22 protein-coding genes and 1 riboswitch are annotated in these 24,102 nt (G+C 51.2%); of the genes, 13 read left to right on the forward strand and 9 right to left on the reverse strand.

Annotated elements, in window-relative coordinates:
- The first annotated feature begins 24 nt into the window (after nucleotides 1-24).
- Entirely contained in the window at nucleotides 25-771 is a 747-nt protein-coding gene (locus tag EDM58_RS03475) for an SAM-dependent methyltransferase (RefSeq protein ID WP_122912103.1), read from the forward strand.
- Between the two features lie 10 nt (nucleotides 772-781).
- Here EDM58_RS03475 and EDM58_RS03480 read toward each other — a convergent pair whose 3' ends face one another.
- Complete coding sequence (locus tag EDM58_RS03480; RefSeq protein ID WP_122912104.1) at nucleotides 782-1,279, reverse strand: DinB family protein; 498 nt, start codon at nucleotides 1,277-1,279, stop codon at nucleotides 782-784.
- 405 nt (nucleotides 1,280-1,684) lie between these two features.
- On the opposite strand from EDM58_RS03480, the gene EDM58_RS03485 reads away from it, so the two are divergent.
- A complete protein-coding gene (locus EDM58_RS03485; protein WP_183187405.1) occupies nucleotides 1,685-2,518 on the forward strand; it encodes an alpha/beta hydrolase in 834 nt (277 codons plus the stop codon).
- A 74-nt stretch (nucleotides 2,519-2,592) separates the two neighbouring features.
- Here EDM58_RS03485 and EDM58_RS03490 read toward each other — a convergent pair whose 3' ends face one another.
- On the reverse strand, nucleotides 2,593-4,311 hold the full coding sequence (locus tag EDM58_RS03490; RefSeq protein WP_122912106.1) for a methyl-accepting chemotaxis protein: 1,719 nt from the start codon (nucleotides 4,309-4,311) through the stop codon (nucleotides 2,593-2,595).
- A 437-nt stretch (nucleotides 4,312-4,748) separates the two neighbouring features.
- Here EDM58_RS03490 and EDM58_RS03495 point away from each other — a divergent pair, with 437 nt between their 5' ends.
- The gene (locus EDM58_RS03495) at nucleotides 4,749-5,663 is read left to right on the forward strand and encodes a DUF2268 domain-containing putative Zn-dependent protease (RefSeq protein ID WP_122912107.1); all 915 of its coding nucleotides are present in this window, start codon (nucleotides 4,749-4,751) and stop codon (nucleotides 5,661-5,663) included.
- An 81-nt stretch (nucleotides 5,664-5,744) separates the two neighbouring features.
- Here EDM58_RS03495 and EDM58_RS03500 read toward each other — a convergent pair whose 3' ends face one another.
- The 7 genes from EDM58_RS03500 to EDM58_RS03530 form a co-directional block, all read right to left on the reverse strand.
- Entirely contained in the window at nucleotides 5,745-6,275 is a 531-nt protein-coding gene (locus tag EDM58_RS03500; RefSeq protein WP_023555981.1) for a cupin domain-containing protein, read from the reverse strand.
- On the reverse strand, nucleotides 6,268-7,062 hold the full coding sequence (locus EDM58_RS03505; RefSeq protein WP_122912108.1) for an ATP-binding cassette domain-containing protein: 795 nt from the start codon (nucleotides 7,060-7,062) through the stop codon (nucleotides 6,268-6,270). The genes EDM58_RS03500 and EDM58_RS03505 overlap by 8 nt, the downstream gene beginning before the upstream one ends.
- Nucleotides 7,063-8,031 carry an ABC transporter ATP-binding protein gene (locus tag EDM58_RS03510; protein WP_122912109.1) on the reverse strand — a complete coding sequence of 323 codons (969 nt, stop codon included), beginning with the start codon at nucleotides 8,029-8,031 and terminating at the stop codon, nucleotides 7,063-7,065.
- A gap of 11 nt (nucleotides 8,032-8,042) precedes the next feature.
- Nucleotides 8,043-8,933: an ABC transporter permease subunit gene (locus tag EDM58_RS03515; protein WP_246000519.1), complete on the reverse strand. Its 891-nt coding sequence runs from the start codon at nucleotides 8,931-8,933 to the stop codon at nucleotides 8,043-8,045.
- A gap of 13 nt (nucleotides 8,934-8,946) precedes the next feature.
- Nucleotides 8,947-9,951: an ABC transporter permease gene (locus EDM58_RS03520; RefSeq protein ID WP_023555977.1), complete on the reverse strand. Its 1,005-nt coding sequence runs from the start codon at nucleotides 9,949-9,951 to the stop codon at nucleotides 8,947-8,949.
- A 24-nt stretch (nucleotides 9,952-9,975) separates the two neighbouring features.
- Nucleotides 9,976-11,610: an ABC transporter substrate-binding protein gene (locus tag EDM58_RS03525; RefSeq protein ID WP_221175397.1), complete on the reverse strand. Its 1,635-nt coding sequence runs from the start codon at nucleotides 11,608-11,610 to the stop codon at nucleotides 9,976-9,978.
- Nucleotides 11,611-11,692: 82 nt separating this feature from the next.
- Entirely contained in the window at nucleotides 11,693-12,394 is a 702-nt protein-coding gene (locus EDM58_RS03530; RefSeq protein ID WP_425455598.1) for a M15 family metallopeptidase, read from the reverse strand.
- Between the two features lie 284 nt (nucleotides 12,395-12,678).
- Between EDM58_RS03530 and EDM58_RS03535 the strand changes: the two genes are divergently transcribed.
- The 10 genes from EDM58_RS03535 to EDM58_RS03580 all read left to right on the forward strand — a co-directional run bounded on the left by EDM58_RS03535 (nucleotide 12,679) and on the right by EDM58_RS03580 (nucleotide 23,712).
- Nucleotides 12,679-14,322: an ABC transporter substrate-binding protein gene (locus tag EDM58_RS03535; RefSeq protein ID WP_183187406.1), complete on the forward strand. Its 1,644-nt coding sequence runs from the start codon at nucleotides 12,679-12,681 to the stop codon at nucleotides 14,320-14,322.
- Nucleotides 14,323-14,333: 11 nt separating this feature from the next.
- Nucleotides 14,334-15,113 (forward strand): sensor histidine kinase, encoded by a 780-nt coding sequence (locus tag EDM58_RS03540; RefSeq protein WP_183187407.1) that lies wholly within the window; start codon nucleotides 14,334-14,336, stop codon nucleotides 15,111-15,113.
- Nucleotides 15,110-16,165, forward strand: a complete 1,056-nt coding sequence (locus tag EDM58_RS03545) for a response regulator (RefSeq protein WP_122912113.1) — start codon at nucleotides 15,110-15,112, stop codon at nucleotides 16,163-16,165. The genes EDM58_RS03540 and EDM58_RS03545 overlap by 4 nt, the downstream gene beginning before the upstream one ends.
- Nucleotides 16,166-16,170: 5 nt before the next feature.
- The gene (locus EDM58_RS03550) at nucleotides 16,171-17,331 is read left to right on the forward strand and encodes a hypothetical protein (RefSeq protein ID WP_122912114.1); all 1,161 of its coding nucleotides are present in this window, start codon (nucleotides 16,171-16,173) and stop codon (nucleotides 17,329-17,331) included.
- Between the two features lie 106 nt (nucleotides 17,332-17,437).
- A complete protein-coding gene (locus tag EDM58_RS03555; RefSeq protein ID WP_122912115.1) occupies nucleotides 17,438-19,045 on the forward strand; it encodes an ABC transporter substrate-binding protein in 1,608 nt (535 codons plus the stop codon).
- An 8-nt stretch (nucleotides 19,046-19,053) separates the two neighbouring features.
- Nucleotides 19,054-20,001, forward strand: coding sequence for an ABC transporter permease (locus EDM58_RS03560; RefSeq protein WP_122912116.1), 948 nt, complete (start codon nucleotides 19,054-19,056; stop codon nucleotides 19,999-20,001).
- A gap of 9 nt (nucleotides 20,002-20,010) precedes the next feature.
- A complete protein-coding gene (locus EDM58_RS03565; RefSeq protein ID WP_122912117.1) occupies nucleotides 20,011-20,880 on the forward strand; it encodes an ABC transporter permease in 870 nt (289 codons plus the stop codon).
- Nucleotides 20,881-20,898: 18 nt separating this feature from the next.
- Nucleotides 20,899-21,726, forward strand: a complete 828-nt coding sequence (locus tag EDM58_RS03570) for a M55 family metallopeptidase (RefSeq protein WP_122912118.1) — start codon at nucleotides 20,899-20,901, stop codon at nucleotides 21,724-21,726.
- A gap of 25 nt (nucleotides 21,727-21,751) precedes the next feature.
- Nucleotides 21,752-22,732 carry an ABC transporter ATP-binding protein gene (locus EDM58_RS03575; protein ID WP_122912119.1) on the forward strand — a complete coding sequence of 327 codons (981 nt, stop codon included), beginning with the start codon at nucleotides 21,752-21,754 and terminating at the stop codon, nucleotides 22,730-22,732.
- Complete coding sequence (locus EDM58_RS03580; RefSeq protein ID WP_122912120.1) at nucleotides 22,720-23,712, forward strand: ABC transporter ATP-binding protein; 993 nt, start codon at nucleotides 22,720-22,722, stop codon at nucleotides 23,710-23,712. Before EDM58_RS03575 ends, EDM58_RS03580 begins: the two co-directional genes overlap by 13 nt.
- A gap of 95 nt (nucleotides 23,713-23,807) precedes the next feature.
- A riboswitch (cobalamin riboswitch) is annotated at nucleotides 23,808-24,023 on the forward strand.
- The last annotated feature ends 79 nt before the right edge of the window (nucleotides 24,024-24,102 follow it).

Consider the following 24,102-nt stretch of genomic DNA (forward strand, 5'->3'; position numbering starts at 1 on the left):
AATAAAAAGAAGAGGAGATGAACCATGGATAGAAACAGATTTTCAGCGATTGCCCACCAGCATCATGCATTTAGTAATCCAATCAATGAAGCTAAGCTTATGAAAATGATACAGCTGCTATCGCTCAAGCCACAAGATAAAGTGATTGACATTGGGGCAGGAAAATGTGAACTGTTGATTCGTCTAGTAGAAGAATTCAAAATTACAGGCACTGCGATTGAATTGTATGAGGGGGCCATTGAAGAAGCTAAAAGGAAAGCTACTAGCAGAATTCCTGAGGGCAGCATTGAGTATATTGTGGGTGATGCCAAGGCAGCTGTACAGAAACAAGAAGGTTATGATCTGGGGATATGCATTGGCTCCACCCATGCATTGGGCGGACTAGATACTACCCTGCAAGCAATGAAACGCCTGGTAAACAAAAATGGCTATATTCTAATTGGTGAGGGCTACTGGAAACAGCGTCCTTGTTCGGAATATTTGCAAGCGCTTGGAGGAGCTGCAGAGTCTGATTTAAAAAGCCATGCCGAGAATGTAATAGTTGCAGAGGAATTAGGTATGGTTCCGCTCTGGTCTTATGTGGCAAACGAAGATGACTGGGATGATTACGAATGGCTCTATTCTTCATCGATCGAAAATTATTGTCATGAGAATCCCGACGATCCAGATTGCGATGCCATGCTCGCACGAATCAGGTCATGGAGAAGGACTTATTTGCAATGGGGGCGGGATACCCTGGGATTTGGATTGTATTTATTCCGTAATTCGTAACAGTCGTTTACTAGCACAGTGCTTTCAGCTCTTTAATTTGCTCTATATGCCTTTGCTCGTGTAAATACAAGAGTTCAACCCATTGATCCAACGGCAGGTTGCCAAAGACAGGATTCTTTACTGTTATTGTCTTCAAGATCGATTTGTCATCGATCTGACTGAGAACATTCATGAATGTAGTTCGTGAATCGCTTAATAGTTGAATGATTTGCGGAACTTGGAAAGGTTCTGAACTTGGTTCTGAAATTTCAGGCGCTTGAATCTTTTTCGTCCTATCTGACACATGCTGAATCGGTATGTGTTCTCCGTCGACTGGCTTCTTCTTTTCAAGTCCATACAGTATCGATTTTCCAAATAAAGTTTCCGTAATAAACAAATGATGACAAACCTGGGCTATACTCCATTTCTCCGCATCGAATCGTCGATTGAAATCGTCAAAACTCAGTGAAGTAATCTCATGTAACAATTGCTCTCTAGTCTTACCTAGCTGATCTATTAATGTTTCCATACTACTTCTCCTTTCGATTGGCGAGTATCTGAAATTACTTATAGATAGGATATACCAGTGAGATGGAACTTTCTATTATCATAATGCAAGTGATAGACGATTTATGCCTAGAAAGTTGACCTACTATTCTCGAAAAAGTACCCTAGCTGTCATCGCTGCGGGCATTCTTTTTTCGGTGGATCTCATTCGCTATTTTGATAATCTCTTCGTTTGGAAGCGTCTTAGTGGAGCCGAAAAAGTTGAGCGCAACATACATTAAAATATTTCTTAATGTTAAACAGTTAACAATCAAAGGAAGACATTCGTGTATAATACTATATATTCTAAATAGTCAAAAAACACAGAGATTGCGCTCTTTTTCCCATCGATGACGAAATGATGATGTACGAAAATGAGGTGAAGATAGTGGGTACGATCACTTATACAAAAGAGACGGTTTGCTATACCCGGACGGATCGAGAAGAGCTGTATGCGGATCTTTATATCCCGGAAAAGGGAGCAGGGACTACTCCTCTGTTAGTGATGATTCACGGCGGTGCTTGGAAAGCAGGCTCCAAAGAAATGAATCAGGAATGGGGACCGTTTTTGGCACAGCAGGGCTATTGTGTGATGTCGATCGACTATCGGCTGGCAACGCCTGAGTATGCGACTTGGCCTGGCGTTACAGAAGATGTTCGCGCTGCGCTCGCCTATATGAGGGAGCATGCTGCCGAATATCAAGTAGATCCAGCGCGCGTTGGTCTGATCGGGGATTCCTGCGGGGCGCATCTCTCTATTCTATTGGGACTGGAAGAGGAATTCTCCCAATCGGTGCGAGCGATCGTCGGCGTATATGGCGTATACGATGTCAAGCAATGGTGGGAACACACGCAGACCAGCCGCACCGATGATCCAGTGGGATTATTCATGGGAGGCACGCCAAGCGAAATGCCGGATGCCTATCTGGAAGCATCGCCGATGTATCGTCTGGAACAGGCGCTTCAAAAAGGACAGATGAAAGAGACGCCCTTTCTCGTAGTCTGGGGAGATGAAGACGAGGTGGTGTCTTGCCAGCAGTCGAAGGATTTTGTTCAATTGCTTGCACGGTATCAGGTACCCCATAGAGCGATTGAATATCCGGGCCACAAGCACTTCTGGTTTTCGATTCTTCCCTGGCTGGAGGGCGGAGGAATCGGCGATGAGCCGAATGCGCAACTCATCCCGGAGCTGCTTGATTTTTTGCAGGATTCACTGAAGTAGCACGGCAATGACTGGCGAACATGGAAAAGGCCGCCTGGCTATGAGAGCTGGCGGCCTTTTGTCGTCGTTATGCACTACATTTTAAAAGTGTTCAGCATTTGTTTTAGCTCAGTTGTTTTCTCCAAGAGCTGATTCATGGATTGCGACATGTGCTCCATGTTTTCAAGTTGTTCATTTGCTGCTTTGGTCATGTTGGAGGCGGCAACCTCTGCTTGTCTCGCAATGGAGATATTCTCCTGGAAAGCAGCCGTAATTTCCTCAGAACCTGCAGACAGCTGTTCCGATACGGCCGAAACTTCATGAATTTGCTCGGTCACATGCTTAATTTCTTTCAGGATACCGCTGAACAGAGTTCCGGTTTCCTTTACAATCTGTACGCCGGCATCCACATTATTCGTTACGATATCCATGGTATCAATGACTTCTCTCGTATCGTCCTTTGTTTCTTGAATAATTTGAATGATTTGCTGAGCTGACATGGTGGATTGCTCCGCCAGCTTCCGCACCTCATCCGCAACAACAGCGAATCCTCTTCCATGCTCGCCCGCGCGTGCTGCTTCGATGGCAGCATTTAAAGCCAACAGATTGGTTTGATCGGCAATCGCCGTAATAGCCGAAACAATGGTCTCAATTTCCTTCGATTTTTCATCCAAGTTTTTCACAGACAAAGCAGAATTTGCGACAGAGCTCTGGATCAAGGCCATTTGCTCCAGTGTCTTTTGGATATAACCGGCGCCTGTTTCCGATTCCGTAAAGGTTTTCGTAGCCGATTCCGATACCTCGGAGGCTGATTCCGCGATCCGTTGAATGCCAATCGCCATTTCTTCAATCGCTGTTCCGCTTTCCTCAGAACGCGCCACTTGTGTTTGAGCCCCACTTGCCACTTCTTTCATGGAGAGTGTCGTTTCATTTGTCGTAGCATGGGTTAGCTCAATAATTTGCAGCAACTCCTTTGAGGCATGTGCAGTGTCATCAGAGGTTTGTTTCACTTTCGACATGATCTCGCGAACATCTGTAACCATTTTATTGAAATCGTTGGCTAACATCCCGAGCTCATCTTTCTTCCGAATTTGTAAGGAAACGCTAAAGTCACCATTACTGAGCTTTGCAAATGCTTGTTGGATGTCTTGGATGGGAGCAAGCATGCGTTTTGTAGTAAAAAATTGCACAATCAAAACGATCAAGATTACGAAGATCAATACAATGGAGCTGCTTTTCAATAGTTCCAACTGTGCCTTCGAAATGATCGAGGCATCGATATCGAGTCCAAAATATTTGTGGATGGAACCATCTGCTTCTTTTAACGGGATGAGTACAGAGACCCATGTTCCGATGTCATCGGTGTACGGCTCCGTTGTCACCGCTTCGCCCGTTTCGAGCATCTCTCTTACTTTGTTGGCGAGTATGTCTGGCTGGGCGTAAAAGTCCCCTGGGCCAATCTGCAATTCCTGTTTCAACATTTCGACAATATGGGTTGGCGATAGGATGATGGAGGTTTCATTGCCGTTCTGCAGCTCGGTTCCAAAGAAGTAAGCTTGTGCGATTTGCGGGTAACGTTCGGAAATGAGGTCGAGCTGCTTAACCAATTCTGCATCGCTCTGAGTCAAATCCTTGCCCTTGAATGACTCAAGCGCGTAATTGCCGAACCCAATGGCCTGCTGCTGAAACGATTCCAAAAATACCTTTCCCTGGATGTAGGAACTGGCGATGGTAATGATGATCCCCGTAATTAATATATAAATGGTTGACGAAAGAATACTTTTCCCAAAAATGGATTGAAGTCTAAGTTTCAAAATACGTGTCCTCCTCTTGTACAAAATGTCATGATGAAGCAAACTGAATCTAGAAAGATTTCCTAATAATTCCCTCCTATATTTTCTATCGACTATTTCGGAAAACTATTACATATCTATATCTATTTTCCATTACCCATTGCCGGAAAAAGTTAAACGGCCCTTACGAAATATTTAACTGTATGTTTTATAAATTTTGAAAATTTTAATTACTGCTAAACTACCGCTGACTTCATACCTCCTCAACCGTGATCATGGCTGCCGTCCATACCTTTTTGCTAACATAAATGAATAGAGTAGTAGGTAAACGAAGTATAGCGATGAAAATTATCTGAATATTGAATAGCTTACATGGAAGGTTATGGTTGGTCAATATTAACAAAAATATTATAGTGTTTGTTTATATTTACTAAAACGTCAGTTAAGGAGGGGGAGAATTGAAGCGATTTGCGATTATGGCTTTCACTTTCTCTATGATGCTCATCACGCTGCTCTGCTCGAGTGACCGATTGCATACTGGCAACCTCTCCATTCAGCATCGCGCTGGCACGAAGCAAGCATTTACCGTTCTTTTGCTTGATCAGCAAATAGCTGAATATTTACGGGCTGTAAAAAACGATCCGGACAAGCCCAAAAGGGAGATCTTTGAAGAGAGCGTCTTCCAGCCGGTTTGGGAGGAATGTTTTCAAGGCGGTGAGTATCTTCATTTGCTTGCCGAAGTTAGAAAAACACCCCCTGAGGAATTGGTTTTTTTGGAAAAAATCACAAATGACCAGCAAAGCCTTATCAAGGTCAAAGCTACCGTGCAAGAAGCGCTGATTCAATCTGCGCACTATCTTCCGGGTCAAGAAACCACCACCGTCTGTATCATGCCGGCCACATCTCGGAATAGCAGTGCCTTGACCATTGGCTCCGGCAAGATTTTGCTGTTCTACAATCCGTATTTATTTCGATCCGATCATGAGCTGGCAGGTACCGTAGCCCATGAATACCATCACAGCGTGTGGACTGCGAAGCATTTTGATCCCTACCAGCCGTTTACGCTGCTCGATGCATTGCTTTTCGAAGGCAAAGCCATGCATTTTCAGGAACTTGTCTATCCGGGGTCATCTTACATCCCGAATTACGATGATCGCTATGAAGAGGCAAGGGAAGAGTTGATGAAACGTCTTGGTTCTGTAGATAGAAATCTTCGAAATGAAATGATGTTTGGAAATGATCGGATTCCCTATGCGTTTGGATACGCTGAAGGGTATAGACTGGTCAAGCAATATCTGCAAAAAAATCCTCAAGTAAAAATCGAGCAATGGACATCCATGGAGCCGGAGGAATTTTTGAAAAAGATGGATTGATAGGTGTCTACCCGATTCAAGGAAAAATGCCCGCAGCCGATTGCCAGCTGCGGGCATTCTCTATGTGTCTGATCTTCTGAACTACGTCGCCCGCGCCCAAATCGCCAGCGAGACGGCATTGCCCGGGTTGATGAAGCGATGGGGGGACGTGCTGTTGAAGCCGATGCTGTCTCCCTCAAAGAGATGGTACTCGCGGTCTTCCAGCAGGACCTTCAGCTCGCCGCGCAGGATGTAGCCGCACTCTTCCCCGGAATGCGAGATTTGCTCCTGCTCCAGCGCTTCCCCAGGCTCAATTTCGATCAGCAGAAACTCGATCTTCCCTTCCTGCAAGGGGGTCAGCACATGGTATTTGGTATTGGTGTTTTTCAAATGAATGATTTTGTGCATGCCTTTGCGGATGAGCGGATCATGATCGTCCTTCAGCCGGAAGAAGTGGTTGATGGGAACATCGAGAGCGGAGCAGATTTTCCAAAAGGTTCCTACTGTCGGGTCTACAAGACCGCGTTCGATCTGAGAGAGCAGGCTCATGCTGAGGCCGGTTTTGTCAGCGAGATTTTGCAGCGTCAATTGTTTTTGTTTGCGGATCTCTCTCAGTTCTGCGCCGTTAAACATGAATATCCTCCTTTTTTTCATGGAGCTGCGGCAGGGAGGACAACAAGGTTTTCGTGTAGCTGTCCACAGGATTGACGAAAATATCGTTTACGTGGCCGATTTCCACGATGCGGCCTTTTTGCATCACAGCCATGCGATCGCACATGTAGCGGATGACAGCCATGTTGTGGGAGATGAACAGATAGGTCAGATTTCGCTCGCGTTTTAGCTCCTGCAAGAGATTCAGCACATTCGCCTGCACGGAGACATCCAGCGCGGAGGTAGGCTCATCCAGCACGACGAAGCTGGGGTCGGTGATCAGGGCGCGGGCGATGGCGATCCGTTGGCGCTGTCCGCCGCTGAACTCATGCGGATAGCGGTTCAGATGATCCGGCTTCAAGCCGACGCGGGTGATCAGGGCTAGAAGGCGTTCTTTGCTGCCCTTTTCTTTTCGCTCAGCCGCAGGCAAAGCGAGCAGCGGCTCTGTAATGATGGCCTGTACGCGCATGCGCGGGTCCAGAGACGACTGCGGGTCTTGAAAGACGATCTGCATCTCGCCCGGCTTCAAGCGGTTAAATCGGTTGCCATTCCACAGTGAATTCCCTTCATAGGTGATCGTTCCGGACGTCGGTGGCTCCAACCCGGTGACCATTTTCCCCAGGGTGCTTTTCCCGGAGCCTGACTCTCCGATCAAGCCGAATGTCTCCCCTCGGGTGATGGCAAAATCGACCCCGGACACAGCCTGGAAGCGGTGATTGCCTTTCGTGTATTCCTTGGATACGCCGTTTACGGCAAGCAACGGGTTCATTTATTGGTTCCTCCCCCAGCACGATACTTGATGGGTCAGCGAGCCAGAGACGGCAGGTTCCAGGACGGGATGGTCCTCCCGGCAGATGGGCAGTGAACAAGAACAACGGGGTGCAAATACACATCCATCAGGGCGGTTGCGCAGGTCGGGAGACTCTCCCGGGATCGCCAAGAGGGGCTGGCCTTGCTCCGCCAGATCGGGCAGGGCGCCAATCAAGGCTTTGGTATAAGGATGGCAAGGCGAGTGCAAGACCTCTTGCGTCGTTCCTGTCTCGACAACCTCGCCTGCGTACATCACGACGACGCGCTGACAGACCTGTGCCACGACCCCCAGGTCATGGGTGATCAGCATAATGGAGGTGCCGCGCTTTTGCGCCAGTTCTTGCATGAGCTTCAGCACCTCATGCTGAATCGTTACGTCGAGTGCAGTGGTCGGCTCGTCCGCGATCAAGAGGTCGGGCGGGGCAGACATCGCCAGGGCGATCACGACGCGCTGACGCATTCCGCCGCTCAGCTCGAACGGGTATTTGCGCGCCACCAGCTCCGGATCGTTGATCTGCACCTCGGCCAGGCTCGCGACCGCCTGCCGATATGCTTCCTTATACGATATGCTGCGATGCCGATGAATCACCTCCGCGAGCTGATCGCCGATGCGCATGGTAGGATGCAGCGCAGTCATCGGCTCTTGGAACACCATGCCGATCTCCTTGCCGCGCAGGCTTTGCCAATCCTTTTTCGAAAGCGATAGCAGGTTCTTTCCTTTATAAGAGATCGAACCTGTGGAGATGTGGGCGTTCTTTTCCAAAAGGCCCAGGATGCTCAGCGCTGTTACCGATTTTCCCGAGCCGGATTCACCGACAATGCCGACGATTTCGCCCTCGTCGATGGAGAAGGATACAGCTTGCAGCGCTTTGACCCTGTCCTGCATGGATTCAAACTCCACCGAGAGATTATGGATTTCCAGCAGCATGTACATCACCCCTAAGAACGGTTTGCTTTCGGATCGAGGATATCCCGGATGCCGTCACCGATTAGATTAAAGCCGCAAGAAGCCAGGAAAAGGGCAAGCCCCGGAAAAGTCGGGTACCACCAATAATCCAACAGGTATTTCCAGCCGATGCTGATCATCGCACCCCACTCAGGTGTAGGCGGCTGTGCGCCCAGGCCGAGAAAGCCCAAGGTAGCTACGAGCAGAATCGCGTCCCCGATATCGAGCGTCACCTGGATGATGACGGGAGACAGGGCGTTCGGGATGATATGACGGACGATGATGCGCCAGGAAGGAATGCCGAAGGTAACGGCTGCCTTGACAAAAAGCTTTTCCCGCAGTGCCAGAGTCTCCGCGCGTGCCAACCGGACATAGACCGGAATCTTGATGATGGCGATGGCGAGCATCGCATTTTGCAGATTGGGACCAAGCGTTGCCGCGATGGCCATCGCCAGGACGAGAGCAGGAAAAGCGAGAATGATGTCCATGAGCCGCATGATGAGCTGATCAATCCTGCCGCCGAAATAGCCGGAGACGGCTCCGATGATGGTGCCGATCACGCCAGCGCCGACGACGACCGCGACCCCGACGCCGAGAGAAAGACGAGCGCCGTACAGAATGCGTGTGAAAATATCCCGGCCGACCTCATCTGTGCCGAACCAATGATCGGCGCTCGGCTGCGCAAAGCGCTCGGGAATATTGATTTTTGTCGGCTCATACGGACTGATCAGCGGCGCGAAAATCGACAGCAGCAGGATCAGCAGGAGCAAAAACAGGCCCAAAAGAGTGAGCGGATTGCGGCGGATCTTGTACCAAAAGGGGTTGACCGTCTTGGCTGATCTTGCTGCTGGAAGCGATTCGGTTTTCAACGTTGTACCAGACACCAGCTTTTCCCCCCTATTCCTTGATTTGCGGATCAAGCGCGTAGTAAGTCAGGTCGACCAGAAGATTGATGATGACGTAGCCAAGCGAGATCACAAAGGTAAAGCCCATGATCGCCGGGAAATCGAGGAAGGCGATCGATTCGACGACGTATTTGCCCATGCCCGGCCAGCCGAAGATCGTCTCGGTCACGACCGCCCCGCCGAGCAGCGAGCCGAAGCTGAGTCCCACTACCGTAATCGTCGGGATCAAGGCATTGCGCAAAGCGTAGCGGAACAGCAGGACCGGACCGTGGATGCCGTTGGCAAGCGCTGTGCGGATGTAGTCCTGACCGAGCACCTCCAGCATGCTGGCACGCACCTGGCGGGTGACAGTAGCCAACTGGGCGAAAGCGAGCGTGCAAGCGGGCAGGATGAGATGCCAGAGACTGTTGGAAAAGGCTGCCCAGTTCCCGGTCAGCAGACTGTCCACCAGGAAGAGTCCGGTGATTGTCGGCGGAGGAGTGACCATCAGGTCGATCCGTCCGCTGGAGGGCAGAAGATTAAACACTTTGTAAAATAGCAGGATGCCGACCAGGCCGCTCCAGAAGACCGGAGTCGAGATGCCTGCAATGGAAAAGAAGCGTCCCGCATGGTCCCAGCCGGTATCTTTTTTGACGGCTGAAAGAATGCCGATGGGAATGCCGATGACAATCGCGATGACAAACGCAGTCAGGGCAAGCTCAATCGTGGCGGGGAAAAAGGTAATCAGATCATTGATGACAGGTTGCTGCGTACGGATCGAGTCGCCAAAATCACCTGCAAGAAGCCCCTTCATATAGGTAAAATATTGGACCCAGACTGGTTGGTCTAGGCCCAATTGACGACGAACTTCCTGCAGTGTTTCCTCACTGGCGCGCTGCCCGACCATCATTCGTGCCGGGTCGCCCGGAATGACGTGGGAGAGAAAAAAGGTGATCAGCGTCACTCCGAACAAGACCAGCACGAGCATGGCAAGGCGTTTGGTGATGATTTGTCTCACGAGGAAAACACTCCTTCAAACGGCTTATTTGGACATGTCGGCGAGGTTGTAGATCCCCTCCAGCATCGGGTTGAACACAAAGCCTTTGACCTGCTTGCTGATCGGGAGCTGGAAATCCATCTGATAGAGATAGAGGTACGGCGCTTCGTCGATGACGATGTTTTGCGCTTCCTTGTAGAGCTTTTCACGCTCTGCCTTGTCGTTGATCTGGGCTGCCTTGCGCACCAGCTCGTCCACCTTGTCATTTTTGTAGAACGCGCGGTTGCCAGCGAGGCCGAAGTTGTTGGAATCAAACCAGTAGTTCATGAACATGTACGGATCCCCGAAGTCCGGGCTCCAGACGCCAAGTGCCAGGTCAAATTCGCCTTTGTCCATCATTTCGCGAGAGGTGGCGTAGGCGATTTTTTTCAGATTGAGCGTTACACCCACATCTGCGAAAAAGGATTGCAGAGCCAGTGCTTCGGTCTCCCACCATGCCTTGTTGTCCGAGTACAGAAGATCGAGCTTCAGGTTGCTGACCCCAGCTTCAGCCAGCAGGGCTTTTGCTTTTTCCACATCACGCTTGTATTGGTGTGCGGACTCGTCATGACCCCACAGACCTTTGGGAATCGGACCGCGCATTTGGGTCGCGAAGCCTTCCTGGACAGAGGAGGTCAGGGCATCGTAGTCGACGGCGTAGCTCAAAGCCTGCCGAACCTTTGGATTTTGCAGAGCCGGATTGCCTTTGGTGGAGTTCACGTAGACGTAGTCCACAGCAAGGCTTGGCTCTTGCAGAACTTCGACGTTCGGGAAGGCCATGACGGCTTTCAACTGTTCTTTTGGAATTCCTTCGGCGATGTCGATCTCGCCTTGTTCGAGCTGCAGTCGTTGGGATGTAGCGTCAGGCACAATCTTGAAGAAGACGTTCTGGATTGCGGGTTTGACTGAGGAGTGAGGATTCAACGTCAGCTTGATGTATTCGCCTTTGCGCCATTCGCTGAGTTGGTAGGGGCCGCTGCCCATGGTGTTGTTTGCGAGGTAGTTTTGGCCGAGGTCGCCGTCTTTTTCTTCCTTCATGACATTTGGATTGACGATTCCGCCGTAGTTGGCTGCCAGAGTAGAGAGGAATGGCGGGAAGTTCTGGTTGAGAACAAAAGTCACGCTGGTCGGCGAATCTACTTTTACTTCCTTGATGACATTGTAGACATCGGCAGGGCCTTTCTGGATTTTCAGGGTGCGGTCGAAAGTAAATTTGACCGCTTCCGCCGTGACGGGAGTTCCGTCTGCGAACTTGTTTCCTTCTGCCAGGGTGAAGGTCCAGGTAAGTCCGTCGTCGCTCACCTTCCACTCCTTGGCGAGACCTGGTTTTACTTCTGTCGTGGCACCGTCGTACTCCACGAGGCGCTGGTAGGCAGGATAGGTGATCTTCCATGCGCCATTGTCAAACGTGACGGCTGGATCCAAGGTGCCTTGGTCGGCATTGATAGCGACGAACAGTGTGTCGGTGGGCGTTGCTGACTGGGCTTGCTGTGCTGAGGCGTTCTGTGCTGGGGTATTCTCGGGTGGTTTTGTTTCTCCCTGTGACTGATTTGCGGGCGTGCTGCTGCATGCGGCTGCCAGTAAGGACAGGCTGAGCAGAAGACTGGTGAAGAGATGAGACCTAGACCATCTGCGCTTCAATCAAATCGACCCCCAAGTGGTAAATATATTTAATTAATTTTTAATATATTGCAAATATTATGTGTATTCAACTCTTTTTTGCTTACATCGACAAAATTCCTCCGTATCGAGGCTCCTCACCGGTACGCACAGCCCAGCTTCTGGTGCCGTACTCGTAATGCCACCACTCTTTCGGATAGTTGACGAAACCAGCCTCGATCATGAGGTGGTAGAGGAGGCGGCGGTTGTCGCGGATCAAAAGGTCGCGTTCGCTAGGTTCAGAGATTTCCTCGTAATGACGGGTCGTCGCCAGATCGCTGAAGTCGTCGAAGGCCGTCCCCATTTCCAGCCAGCCGCCTGGTCCTGCGATGGTCAGGTCGATCGCGCCGCCGGAGAGATGAGGCGAGGGCTTTTGGATATCTGTGGTGGGCAAGGCGACGAATTTGCCGAGTTCGGCTTTCAGCTCGTCTCCGTCCTGCCATCCTTGCCGCAGCAGGGATTGGCGGAATTCTTCATAGAGAGAGGCTTGTACCTGTGTAGAGCGCCAGCCGTCCAACGCGACGAAGGAATAGTCCGTCGGCAGCTTTTCGGCGGCTGCAGCCAATCGCTCGGCCGCGCCTTCTCGCAGGTAGATTTCAGGCTGCGTGCCGTCATAGCCCTGGTGGTAATAGGCGGAGTAGACGGTGATTTTGGGCGAAAGCGTCGAGAGTGGAACCAAGGACTCGCCGCAATCATGCCATACAGACAGGTTCGCGGTCGACACTTCCGGAATCACAGGGATGGGAGGGTACAACAAGTCTCTCACCTCGTATACATGTTTTGGAAATATGGTAACGGATATTTGAATTATAGTAAACTACAATTTTTTTTCATATGTTGTATACCGTTGCATGTTCACAGTTGTAAAAATCCTTTACACTCATAGGGTCAGGCAGAGGCAGGCCAGAAGAATGCCACGATGTGAAATACGAAAGGGGGGAGCAAAACAGGTTCAAAAATCGAAAAAATAATGTGATTATTTCGAATTAAACAACGAACATTCATTGCTATGATGTGATGTACCAGCATCATAGGCGAAAAGAGGAGGACATGAAAGCTGTGCGTGTCAAGGTAGCAGCCTGTCTCGTGATCATCCTGCTGGCAAGCATGAGCGTTGCGGCTTGTTCGGGAGATCACCTGTCATCACTTTCTTCGGGGAACGCTGGGAATCTGTTTTCAGGCAAAAGCGGGGGAACCCTTACGATCGCGCTGCAAACAGATATTGTTTCCCTTGACCCGGCCTTTGCTTATGACTACTCCACCATGCCGGTAGTTTGCCAGATTACAGAGGGTCTGCTGCGTTTTGACGAGCAATCCCGCCTGGCGCCCAATCTGGCGGAAAAGTGGGAGATGAAAGATCCGCTCACGTATGAGTACACGATTCGCAAAGACGTCCATTTTCATGACGGAACGCTGATGACGAGCGATGATGTGGTTTTCTCCCTGCGCCGAATCAGGGATCAGCAGACCGGGTCGTATCTCTCCTGGATGTATCGCAATGTCGAAAGCATCAAAAAAACCGCAGAGTGGACCGTTCAAGTCAAGCTGAAACAGCCGGATGCCCTCTGGCGTTACGTACCTGCAACGACCGCTGGGCACATCGTCAGCAAAGCCTCTGTCAGCAAGCATCAATCGAGCTTCGGCAGCGCTGAAGCAGGCCTCGTCGGGACCGGCCCATTTCGCTTCGAGAAATGGGATACAGGCTCACAGGTGGTGTTAAAGCGAAATGCCGACTATTGGAACAAAGAGGGAGGCCCCTACCTAGACGAAGTCATTTTTCGGGTCGTCCCTGACAAACAGACACATATCACAGGCCTCAAGTCTGGAATGGTGACCGCTTCTTTCTCTCTCCCCGTAGATGTCATTCCCGAGGTGGAGCGGCTGGACAATGTCCAGATCCAACAAACTGAGGGATATGTAAGCGACTTTATTGCGTTCAATACCAAGCGAAAGCCGTTTGATGAAATCCAGGTGCGCAAAGCGTTCAGCTACGCATTCGACCATGACAGATATCTGAAAGAGATTGTGAAAAACTACGGCTTGCCTGCGAAGAGCGTCCCGATCCACAGCAAGATGTGGACGTACGAAAAGCATAGCTGGGATTCCTACTATAAGAATCTTCCGAGATATGTAAACGATTTCGAGCGTGCCAAAGAATACCTGGCGCATTCCTCCGTTCCAGACGGCTTCAGCGCGAAGATCCTCACCGACAACACGCCGATCAATCTCAATGCGGCACTTGCGCTGCGGACCGCGGTCAAGCCATTGGGAATCGAATTGAAAATTGAAATGGTAACCAGAAAAGAATTGACGGCCCGATCTCTGGGAGGCACACGCGATTATGACCTCATCGTCTACCAATGGGGTTCTGATATGCCGGACCCGCTGGGAAATCTGCTGCCGTTGTTTCACTCCGACTATCTCGGGAGCGGGGGAGCGAATTATGCCAATTACCAGAATCCCAATGTAGATTGGCTCATCACCGAGGCAGCGACGCAGATGGATGAGAAAAAACGGGCCAAGCACATGATCTATGCGCTCACGATCATCGCCTTGGACAGCCCGTGGATTGTCCTGGATCATCCCAAGCAAATCCTCGTGATGAACAAGGCCTTGACGGGATACAGCCTCTCACCGCTGTGGTATTGGGACAGCTTCACCAAAAATATCAAATACATGCATGCGCCGTTATAAGAGGGATGGCTATGATCGTATCACAATCCGCATTTACGTTTCTGATCGTATACGGCATCGTTGGCGGCGTAGTCGGCCTGACGACATTGGTCCTGGTCCTCTTTTGGGAAAAGGAAGTGGAGTACCTGAAGGTGGAAAAGCGGAAAACAGATCTGGAGGTGCTCTTGATCGAATCCCAGCTTTCCAATCTGACTTCGCAGATTCAACCCCATTTTTTATTCAATGGTCTCAATACCGTGACATCCTTGATTCGAATCGGGAAGTACGAAGAAGCAACCGAAGCGATCCATGGCATATCCTCGTTGCTCCGGTATACCCTTCGTGCGGACAGCGATTTGATCAGCATAGATGAAGAAGTAAATACCGTCATGATGTACCTGAAAATCCAAAAGCTTCGCTTCGGCCCCAGGTTGCGGTGGCATGTGGACATTGAAGAACGCTTGCGTCCTTTCAAAATACCCATCTTTCTTATTCAGGCATTGGTCGAAAATGCTTGCAAGTATGGAATCGAGCCATTGGCAGAGGACGGCGAAATATCCATTCGCATCTGGCACACCGCTGGCAGCCTGCAAATCGAAATTTACAACAACGGACCTGGCATTGACCAAGAGATCGTCGAGCACTTCAACCTATGGAAGGAACAAGGCACATCTGCAGAGCGAATCGGGATTGGATTCAAGAACACCCAGAAGCGTTTGCAGCATTACTTCCCGAATCGGGGAGATTTGCAGGTGGTTCCCAGTGTAGAAGGGTCCAGATTCGTAATCACCATAAAGGAGGTCGTGCTATGAAGGTGCTTTTGGTGGACGACGAGCCTTTTGAGCTTCTCAATTTGCAAGTGCTGCTGGAAAAAAGCAGCTCTGATTACGGGATTACAGCTGCCCACCATGGGGGAGAAGCGTTGAAGATCCTGGAATCGGAGCCCATGGACCTGATCTTCCTGGATATTCGCATGCCTGTCCTGGATGGCATCGCGGTATTGGAACGGGTCAAGACCAGCTGGCCGGATACCGAGATCGTCATGGTTTCCGCCTACGACGAGTTTTCTTATGCCAAACAGGCGCTGGAGCTGGGCGCGTCAGCCTATTTGCTGAAGCCTTTTAGCACCACTGAATTTTACGAAACCCTGCAAAAAGTGGAGCGAAAGTACCACGAAAAATCGAAGGCGAAACCGTTGCTGCAGCAATCCTTATTGGAAAAAACCATTCGCTCCGGAGATGCCATCGATGAGCATGTGTGGGGGCAGCAATTTGGTTTCGTACCCGATGCGGTGGCAGCGGTGCATGCGGCTTCTCCCGGTTGGCGAAGCCTTTTGCTGGAGGAGCTCAAAGCCTCCCAGATCGTGATCGCTCCTGAGCCCATAGACGGTGCCGAGCTGGTGCTCTCTACGACGCGGCATATGCAGCCTTTGCGAGAAGCACTGCTGCGGTGCAAACTGCTTTCGCCCGACGAATTGTTCAGGTTCGGGCTGGGAGAGTCCCTCAATCTTCGGACTGCGTGGGAAGAAGCGATGCGGCAGCTCCAGGATGCCGAGGACTCGATAACGGCCCGCTGTCTCCGTTTTATCCAAGAGTATTACCAGGAGGCCTTGACCTTGGCGGATGTCGCAAAAGCGGTACATGTCAGCCCGACCCATCTCAACCGACTGCTGAAAAAAGAAACAGGCTGCACCTTTATCGAGGTGCTGACGGCAATCCGGATCGAGCGGGCCAAAGAACTGCTCAAAAAAACGGTCAGCATCGAGTACATCGCCATGGTCACGGGGTTCAAAAGCGCTGCTTATTTCTCTTCCACGTTTAAAAAAGTGACCGGGCTCTCGCCGAGAAGCTTCCGAAGGGGGTAATCATCATGGCGCAAGGCTTGGCAAAAAAAATGGTGTTTTTGTTAGTCGCCAATGTACCTCCGATGCTTTTTTTGCTGGCGCCGCAAATTGCCTACGATTACGGTGTCGTGGGGATTGTCGGGTTTACGGCAGCGGGGATGCTCTCCTTTTTATTCGCGCGTTTGGCTTATCAAAGGACGCGAGAGCATGAGGGGGGACGCTTGCAAACCGTCATGCTCTTTTTCGCGATCGTACAATTTGGCTGCTACCTGCTGTTGACGGCCAAAATTATCATCCTGCAAACCTATCTGAATGATTCCATCTGGTATCTGCTGGCTTTGGCAGGTGTGATCACGGTCTTGTTCCTTCTGGCGAGCAGGCGGGGATACGGCAGGTGGATTCCGGTCAGCGTGATCATGATGGGAATGATCGCGTCGGTCATCATACCGACTCTCGTCTATCTGCATGTCAGTATTCCAACGGTCTATTCCGGCGTTCACTTTTTGTCGATCGATACCCTTTCTGCGAACAAGGCAGAAATGTGGTGGGTCCTCGCAATCTTTATCGTGGGATTGATTGCGCAGCAGCTGCTGCCGGTCCTCATCGGCAATGGCAAGCAGAAAGGCTTGTCCCAGCAAGCTTATCCCCACACCTTAAGCGCATTTCTGTGGTCCTGCCTCCCGATATCGCTCGGCTCACTGGCATTTGTGGCGAAAGCCCAAGCCATCTGGCCCAAGCAAACGGATCAGGTCGGGGTGTTTGTCATCGAGCAATTCGGCGGACAGGTTGGGCACACGCTTTTTCTTGTTTCCATCCTTTCCATGCTGATTTACTCGCTGGCCAGCACGGTGCGAAAGGTGAAGCAATCTGTACTTGGAGCGAGGGGATTGATTGGCGCGCTCCTGTTGGCTGTATGCATCAGCCTTTGGCCAAGCATCACGATACTGGATATTTTCGTTGGATTTTGCCTGGTGTGGGGGCCCTTATTGTCGGTGATCGCTGTCGGGACGAAGGCGAAGGCGAATTTGCTTCTCGTTTTCTTCGGGTCAGCAGCAGCCGTCATCATGTCCTTGCAAACCGGAATGATTCCGGGAATTTTAGGAGGAAGCTTGCTCAGCGCCTTACTCGCGTTAGCATACAAATTCGTTGGCAAGAAAACGGAGCAATCGGCAAATGAAGCAGCCTGAATCACCGAGCCAAGCGATTTGAAAGGGGGGATTTCTGGGCAGGATCAGAACTTTTGGAAGTTGCTTTTAGCTAGGAAGGATACATCAGAAGGAGGTAGAGTGGATCATGAAAAAACGTCTCGGCCTGGCACTCGTAAGTGTATGGACCATGATCAGTTTAGTAGCCTGTTCCGCGTCACCGGCCAATCAAACCGCGCAAACGCCGCAGCAGCCGGCTCCGCAGCCTGGAGCGGGACAGACGGCAGAGCAGGACAACACCCCGCAGCCGGGAGGGGTTCTGCGTTTTGCCCGAAATCATGATATTACCAGCTTTGATCCGATCATCCCCGCCACGAATTTGGCGATTTGGACGATGCTGAACATGTACGATCAGCTGGTTCGCCTGTCCCCGAACGGAGACGGAATCGAACCGGGTGTTGCGACAGACTGGACCATTTCGGAGGATGGCAAAACCTATGTCTTCAACCTGCGGGATGATGTGAAGTTCCATAACGGCATGCCGCTCACACCAGAGGATGTCAAATATTCCTTGGATCGTGCGCGGGGCGGGGACTCCAACTGGGATTGGATCTATCCGGCGATCAAATCGATTGATGTAACAGGCGAGCATCAGGTGACGATCAACCTGGAGGCTCCTTATCTTCCTTTGCTGTCTACTTTGGCATTATCCAGTTCTTCCATTGTTCCCAAGCAGGTCGTCGAGGAGAAAGGAAAAGAGTTCTTCGCGAATAATCCCGTTGGCTCCGGGCCGTTTCAATTGGAGAGCTGGCAGCGGGGACAAAAAATCGTGCTGAAGAAAAATCCAGACTATTGGCAAAAAGGCAAGCCGTATCTGGACGGAGTGGAGTTTGTCCAGGTACCTGAAGATACAGCGAAAATTTTCATGCTGCAAGCCAAGGAACTGGAGATCTCATCCAACGTCCCGTTCAGCTCCCTGCAGCAATTAGAGGCTGACCCATCCCTAAACGTACTTGTCGCTCCTTTCGCACGTCTGGATATGATTCCGATCAATTCGACGGTCGAACCCTTTAACGACCTGAAAATCCGTCAAGCGATGAACTACGCCATCAATAAACAGGAAATCATTGATGCGGTGCTGATGGGGCATGGAGAGGTCGCGACCTCTTATCTGCCAAAAGTGATGTACTATAACGAACAGCTTGAGGGCTATCCCTACAATCTGGAAAAAGCCAAGCAACTGATGGCAGAATCCTCGCGGCCAGACGGCTTTAAGGCGACGCTGACCATCAACTCCGGAAGTGATATCAACAGCCAGATGGCGGTCATCGTGAAGGAACAGCTGAAGGCGATTGGCATCGATCTGGAAATCCAGCAATTGGAGCCAGGAGTCGTAGACGAAATGCACTCCAGCATGAAGTACGAGATGATTACCACGTACTACTCCAGCGATATCATCGATCCGGACGAAATCACGATGTTCGGCGCTGCCCCGAGCGGCGGTACGAGTGCGTATTATACCGGCTACAAAAATGAAGCGCTCGACAAACTGGCGCTCCAGGCACAGCAGGAACAGGACGAGACGAAGCGCAAGGAGATGTACTACGAACTGCAGCGCATCTTTAGCGAGGATGCTCCGTTTATCTTCCTGTTCCACACCCCGAATTCTTATGTGACGCAGAAAAATGTCCACGGATTCCAAGTATCCAACATGGGCAGCTACCGGCTAGAAGACGTTTGGCTCAGTAAGCAGTAAAGAAGGTGATGGACATCGGACGCGTGCAATATGCTGTCAAACACATCGTTTCGCTTGTTCCCGTTTTGCTGGGAATTTCCATCATTACGTTTTTTATGATTCGTCTGATTCCCGGAGACCCGGCACAGATCCTGCTGGGCCCCCGGGCCAATCCGGAGACCGTGCAGCGAGTAACAGAGCGAATGGGGCTGGATCAGCCGCTGCCCAATCAGTACCTCATTTACATGCAAAACCTGTTTCAAGGGAACATGGGTGACTCAATCATCATCCAGCAGCCCGTTCTCACGCTGATTGGCGAACGACTGGATGTCACGCTGTTTCTCGTCATCTACACAACGATTCTCAGCGTGCTGATCAGTGTACCGATCGCGATGTGGTCCGCAGTGCGAAAAGACAGTCTGCTGGACAACGGCTTTCGTGCCGCCTCGATCGCGGGGCTTTCCATGCCCTCTTTCTGGATCGGGATTCTGCTGATGCTGCTCTTGAGCATCAAGGTAAAGCTGTTTCCCGTATCGGGTTACGGCAATACGTTCAGCGAGCATCTGCGACACCTGTTCCTCCCTGCCTTGACGATTTCCTTTTCCCTGACCCCGGTGCTGATCCGACCGCTGCGCACGAAAATCATCACCATTCTGTCCGCAGAGTTTGTGGAAGCGGCGCGGGCGCGGGGAATCAAGGAAAGCCAGGTCATGATCAAGCATGTCCTGCGAAACGCTGTGCTGGGGACGGTCACGATCCTGGGGGTAAATGTCGGCTGGCTTTTGGGAGGATCCGTCATTGTGGAAACCGTTTTTTCCGTACCGGGATTAGGCCAACTTTTAATCAGCTCGATTTTGACCAGGGATTATCCGGTGATACAAGGCCTGGTCCTTGTGTTTGCCGCACTCGTGATTGTCGTAAACCTGCTTACGGACATTCTCTATACAATCCTTGATCCCAGAGTGAAATTGGAGTGATGAAAAGCGATGTCCCACATACAGACAACTGTTACCAAACCCTACCCCAGAAGGGTTCTGCCTGATTTCGTCCGAAGACTGCCCGTCAATGCCAAGATTACGCTCGGGCTGATGATCATCCTTTTGGTCCTGCTGGCATCCATCTGCGCTCCCCTTCTGACACCCTATGATCCGGTGAAAAATGACTTGTCCCAGGCCTTTCAGCCGCCTGGAAGCGAGCATTGGTTCGGTACAGATAATTTTGGGCGGGATATCTTCACAAGGATGCTGTACGCAGCCCGCATCGATTTGCAGATCGGCGTTTTTTCGGTGATCACGCCTTTGTTGCTGGGGTCGCTGATCGGCCTGCTGTCGGGGTATTTTGGCGGCTGGTTCGATTCCGTCATGATGCGGCTGGTAGATATCGTGATCAGCTTTCCTTTTATCGTCCTGATTATCGCGATCATCTCCATTCTGGGAACAGGCTTGTTCAATCTGTACCTGGCGATTGCCCTGGTAGGATGGAGCGCCTATGCACGCATCGTCAGAGCAGAGGTGCTGGTCATCAAGCAGCAGGAGTATATCCTGGCCGCGAGAGGGATGGGGTACGGACACGGACGCATTTTATTCCGGCATATTTTGCCCAACGTCATTTCATCCGCTTTGGTGTTTGCCATGTCGGATGTGGTGCTGTGCATTTTGCTCGGGGCTTCTCTGAGCTTTTTGGGCTTGGGCGTTCAGCCTCCAACCCCTGAATGGGGAGCCATGATTGCGGAAGGAAGAAATTTCATTATCAATGCCTGGTGGATTGCGACGATTCCCGGTCTGGGCATCATTGTCACGGGCTTGGGCTTTAGCCTTTTAGGTGATGGTCTCGCGGAAAAAATCGAAAGCCAGTAAAAAATGGAGGAAAAGCAGATGAAATTGTTTATTTCCGTGGATATGGAAGGCATCTCCGGCGTTACGGATTGGGATGATGTCGATAAGGGAACCAGCGACTATGACTATTTTCGCACCTTGATGACCGACGATGTGAATGCAGCGATCGAAGGGGCGCTGGAGGCGGGAGTCACGGAGGTCGTCGTCAACGATTCCCATGACACCATGCGCAATCTGATCGTAGACCGCCTGCACCCCAAAGCGGAAGTGATCCGCGGCTTTGTGAAGCCTCTGCTGATGATGGAAGGGATCGACGAGTCGTTCGACATGGCCTTTTTCATTGGCTACCACTGCATGGCAGGGACCGATCAAGCCATTCTCAACCACACGCTGAACAATAAAGCCGTGCAGCGCATCACGATCAACGGCCGGGAAATTGGCGAAGCCGGAATCAATGCCGCGATTGCCGGAGCATTCGGAGTCCCGGTGGTGTTGGTTACGGGAGACAGCCAGACAGCGACGGAGGTTAGTCGAGAAATCGAGGGTGTCCACACGGTAGCGGTCAAAAAGGCGATCGGCATGTTCACGGCGCGCTGCCTGCATCCTGCGGTTAGCCAACAGATGATTCGGGAAAAAGCCATCGAAGCTGTGCGCAACAGGCAGCAGGTCAAGCCCGTCAAAGCGCTGGATCATTATGAAATCGACATGGAATTCAAATACACCAGTTCTGCCCATCTGGTCAGCTTTCTGCCAGGCATGACGCTGGTCGGGGGGAGGACCATTCGCTTCCACACGGATGACATCCGCAAGGCGATGCCCGTCCTGCTAGCCATTCTTCTTTTGGGAGATGTGAAGGAGCTGTCCTAGAACGTGGAGTACAGGAGTGATGAAGATGGATCCACTTTTGGAAGTCAAAGATCTGGAGATCGTCCTGGAACTGAAAGAACGATCCGTCTATGCCGTCAACAGTGTTTCGTTTGACGTCAGACAAGGGGAAACTGTCGGACTCGTCGGAGAGAGCGGAAGCGGCAAGAGCATGACATGCCGCTCCATTCTGAATTTGCTGCCTGGGACCAAAAGCAAGACGGTGAAGGGAAGCGTTCAGTTTGAAGGACGAGATCTGCTCACTTTGCCAAAGCAAGAATGGCAGCAGGTGCGCGGCAAGCAAATCGGGATGATCATGCAAGACCCGATGAGCTCGCTGGATCCGGTCTATCGGGTGGGAGATCAGATCGTGGATACCCTGCGAACCCACCAGAAGATGAGCAAAAAAGAAGCGTGGGAGAAAGCGATCAAGCTTTTGCAGCAGGTAGGAATCCCGTCTCCTGAAAAACGAGTCTCTCAATATCCGCATGAATTGAGCGGAGGGATGCGGCAAAGGGTGATGATTGCGCTGGCGATCTCCTGCAACCCCAAACTGCTGCTCGCTGACGAACCGACCACGGCCCTCGATGTGACGGTACAGGATCAGGTGCTCCGCTTGTTGAAGCAGCTTCAGCAAGATCTTGGCATGGGGATCTTGCTGGTCACGCATAATCTGGGCATTGTGGCGGAGATGTGCGATCGCGTAGTCGTTCTGTACGCGGGCAAAGTCATGGAAATCGCGAGCGTGGAACAGCTGTTTGCCGCCCCGAAAAACATGTACACAAAAGGGCTGATTCGCTCCGTTCCGCAGCTTGATTCAACGGGTCGGCTGGAAGGAATCCCAGGCTCGCTGCCGAGGATGAATCAGCCCCTCGCAGGCTGTCCTTTTCGGGAGCGCTGTTCGCTTGCAACCGAGGAATGCGCCGATGCCGAAAAAACCCGATTGCAAGAGGTTAGTCCAGGCCATTGGTCAGCCTGTGTCCATCATGAAAGGGTGTGTGGCTTTTGACTTCGATCTTGAAGGTAGAGGGGCTGCATAAAATCTATCAGCGCAAAGAGACGTGGCTGGATCGCGTTTTTCGCAGAAACAATCCGAAGCTGTTCGCCGTAAGCGATGTCTCGTTGGAGGTAAAGGAAGGCGAAACACTAGGGTTGGTAGGAGAGAGCGGCTGCGGAAAAACGACGCTATGCCGCACCCTGATGAGACTCTACGAACCGACAGACGGCACCATCTCTTTTTTGGGCCATGACATCACGCATGAAAGTCCGGGAAAGCTGCGGCATATGTACAAGGATATGCAGATGGTTTTTCAGGACCCCTATTCTTCCCTGAATCCGAAAATGACGGTGAAGGAGATGCTGACCGAAGCGATTCGCTTTCACGGCATCTGCACGTCGGAGAAAGAGACGGACGAGTATATCGACTATTTGCTCGTGAAGGTCGGTCTCTTGCCTGGCGACGCGAACAAATACCCCAAAGCATTCAGCGGAGGTCAGCGGCAGCGTATCGCCATTGCCAGAGCTATCGCAGTAAAGCCCAGGCTGCTGATCGCAGATGAGCCGGTAAGCGCCTTGGATGTTTCGGTTCAGGCGCAAATTCTGAATCTGCTGGAGGATTTGCAAAACGAGCTGCAACTCACCATGATCTTTATTTCTCATGACTTGTCCGTCGTGAAGTACATCTCGGATCGAGTGGCTGTGATGTATCTGGGGCGCATCGTCGAGATCGGACGGACGGAGGAAGTATTCGAACAGCCTGCCCATCCGTATACCCAAGCCTTGCTGTCCGCCGTCCCGAGAATTCAGCCGGGAAAAAAGCAGGAGCGCACGCCATTGGAGGGCGATCCGCCGAATCCGTTTGAATCAAAGGAAGGGTGCCATTTTTACGCGCGCTGCTCCCAGCGCATGGAGAAATGCAGATCTGTCACACCCGACGCAAATCCGCTATCTGCTACCCATCAATCCCGCTGTCATCTGGCTGTCGAGTAGAAAGCTGAGCATTCCGTTGACCCGTTTGCAGCTTTTGCTTGAATCCCCACCAGCATTTGCTATGATTAGTACAAGTACTTGTCAGCTGGAAAAATGAATAGGATTGACAAACAGGTCCTTGTTTATGCGAGTGAGTCTCGGATAAGCAGGGTTAAAAGGGAAGTTTGGTGAAAAGCCAACGCGGTCCCGCCACTGTATGAGAGGAGCTTTTTCTTCACGGCGCGATGCCATCCACTGCCCAATCCGGGTGGGAAGGAGAAGAAAGGCGATGATTCTTGAGCCAGGAGACCTGCCTGTTTTTGTGTTGCACTGATTTCCTTCGGGTCAAAGGAAGAGGTGAGGATTGTGATCGTATGCTATCCGCGCTTTGTTTTCCTTTTTCTATGAAGG

Origin of the sequence: Brevibacillus panacihumi (assembly GCF_003710985.1) — a bacterium.
GTDB classification, from domain to species: Bacteria; Bacillota; Bacilli; order Brevibacillales; family Brevibacillaceae; genus Brevibacillus; species Brevibacillus panacihumi.

Bases quoted from the DNA above. Each gene is read 5' to 3' on its own strand.
- EDM58_RS03565 (WP_122912117.1), top strand. From the start codon at position 20,011: ATGTCCCACATACAGACAACTGTTACCAAACCCTACCCCAGAAGGGTT.
- EDM58_RS03475 (WP_122912103.1), top strand. From the start codon at position 25: ATGGATAGAAACAGATTTTCAGCGATTGCCCACCAGCATCATGCATTT.
- EDM58_RS03570 (WP_122912118.1), top strand. From the start codon at position 20,899: ATGAAATTGTTTATTTCCGTGGATATGGAAGGCATCTCCGGCGTTACG.
- EDM58_RS03505 (WP_122912108.1), bottom strand. From the start codon at position 7,062: ATGAACCCGTTGCTTGCCGTAAACGGCGTATCCAAGGAATACACGAAA.
- EDM58_RS03500 (WP_023555981.1), bottom strand. From the start codon at position 6,275: ATGTTTAACGGCGCAGAACTGAGAGAGATCCGCAAACAAAAACAATTG.
- EDM58_RS03545 (WP_122912113.1), top strand. From the start codon at position 15,110: ATGAAGGTGCTTTTGGTGGACGACGAGCCTTTTGAGCTTCTCAATTTG.
- EDM58_RS03575 (WP_122912119.1), top strand. From the start codon at position 21,752: ATGGATCCACTTTTGGAAGTCAAAGATCTGGAGATCGTCCTGGAACTG.
- EDM58_RS03560 (WP_122912116.1), top strand. From the start codon at position 19,054: ATGGACATCGGACGCGTGCAATATGCTGTCAAACACATCGTTTCGCTT.
- EDM58_RS03540 (WP_183187407.1), top strand. From the start codon at position 14,334: ATGATCGTATCACAATCCGCATTTACGTTTCTGATCGTATACGGCATC.
- EDM58_RS03480 (WP_122912104.1), bottom strand. From the start codon at position 1,279: ATGGAAACATTAATAGATCAGCTAGGTAAGACTAGAGAGCAATTGTTA.
- EDM58_RS03535 (WP_183187406.1), top strand. From the start codon at position 12,679: ATGAAAGCTGTGCGTGTCAAGGTAGCAGCCTGTCTCGTGATCATCCTG.
- EDM58_RS03550 (WP_122912114.1), top strand. From the start codon at position 16,171: ATGGCGCAAGGCTTGGCAAAAAAAATGGTGTTTTTGTTAGTCGCCAAT.
- EDM58_RS03555 (WP_122912115.1), top strand. From the start codon at position 17,438: ATGAAAAAACGTCTCGGCCTGGCACTCGTAAGTGTATGGACCATGATC.
- EDM58_RS03510 (WP_122912109.1), bottom strand. From the start codon at position 8,031: ATGCTGCTGGAAATCCATAATCTCTCGGTGGAGTTTGAATCCATGCAG.